The organism is Terriglobus sp. YAF25 (assembly GCF_052113305.1).
Taxonomy (GTDB): domain Bacteria; phylum Acidobacteriota; class Terriglobia; order Terriglobales; family Acidobacteriaceae; genus Terriglobus.
On sequence record NZ_JBFRCY010001021.1, the window covers coordinates 1 to 1,161 of the forward strand.

Here is a 1,161-nt window from a genome sequence, read left to right on the forward strand (position 1 = left end):
CTGGTGCGTGGCTCCCAGTACAACGGCAAAGCCCGTTTTGAGACCTGGCTGTTTACGATCGCCCGCAACCTGGTCATCGACAACGCCCGCCGGAAGACCATGGCCAGCCTGGATGAGATGAGCGAAGGTGGAGAAGACGAGCGCCCGTTTGAGATCGCCCTGGACGCACCGTCTCCCTTTGAACAGTTCCAGGAGCGAGAGCACGCCGCCGAGGTAGCCACGGTGCTGCTGACGCTGGAGCCCAGCTACCGCGAAGTACTGACGCTTCGCTTCCATGAAGACATGTCGCTGGAAGAGATTGCGACGGTAACGCGAGCTCCTCTCTCGACCGTGAAATCCCGGCTCTACCGCGGCCTTGCAGCCCTGCGGCCGCAGGTCGAATCTCTTCGCAGGGTACCGGTGGAAGGAACACGGTGATGGCTACAATGACTCCCCCCGCTCCATCCCGCGTCGTCAATCGCACGCACCGGGCGATTCGCGCACAAGCATTGAAACAACAGGCACAGAAGAGGAAAGTACGGAGCCTCTACCTCCCACTGATCTTCGGAGGTGTCCTGCTGATTGCTGCCATGGTCACCACGGCGGTGATCCTTGCCTCGGACTCCGACGTGGAAGACACGTTGCCTTATGCCAGTGAGCAGATCTTCGTGCTGCTCATGTGGCTCATCCCTGTCTCCGCAGCAGCGATCGGCGTGGTTTGGTACAAGCGTGTGAGTGCTGGCCGCGGAGGTCGTTACTAATGGCGGAAGTTCACGAGCGCCGAGATAGAGATACCGGTAACGCCGAATACGATCTGAGCCTGGTTCCCACCTGGTCGATCCTGCTGGCTGCAATCTTCTTTGTCGGGCTGCAGTATCTCTTTCATTTCAAGATGCCTCATCGCCACGGCGAGCTGCTGGCGATGCGCATTGCGATGGGCTTCTTCTGGGGTTCTGCGCTTGCCAGCTACGCCCTGCTGGCCGGTTACGTCAGCCGCGACGTCAAGCGCCGCAATATGTCGGCGCCGCTGTGGATGCTGATGGTTATCCTGATGCCTGCCGGCGTTGGAGCCATTGTCTACTTCCTGGTGCGCCAGCCAGTGGTCTCCCGGTGCCCCCACTGCAGCACCGAGCTGCAGGCCGGCTACAATTTCTGCCCGCAGTGCCGCTTCCAGACCGCACC

At 60.8% G+C, this 1,161-nt stretch carries 3 protein-coding genes; all 3 read left to right on the forward strand.

Annotated features, from left to right (window positions below):
• On the forward strand, positions 1–417 hold a 417-nt coding region (locus AB4043_RS26200; protein ID WP_442308611.1), incomplete at its 5' end, for an RNA polymerase sigma factor.
• On the forward strand, positions 417–740 hold the full coding sequence (locus AB4043_RS26205; protein WP_442301864.1) for a hypothetical protein: 324 nt from the start codon (positions 417–419) through the stop codon (positions 738–740). The genes AB4043_RS26200 and AB4043_RS26205, both read left to right, overlap by 1 nt.
• On the forward strand, positions 740–1,161 hold a 422-nt coding region (locus AB4043_RS26210), incomplete at its 3' end, for a zinc ribbon domain-containing protein (RefSeq protein ID WP_442308612.1). The genes AB4043_RS26205 and AB4043_RS26210, both read left to right, overlap by 1 nt.

Excerpts from the sequence above, each read along its gene's own strand:
- AB4043_RS26205 (WP_442301864.1), top strand. The coding sequence starts at position 417 with ATGGCTACAATGACTCCCCCCGCTCCATCCCGCGTCGTCAATCGCACG.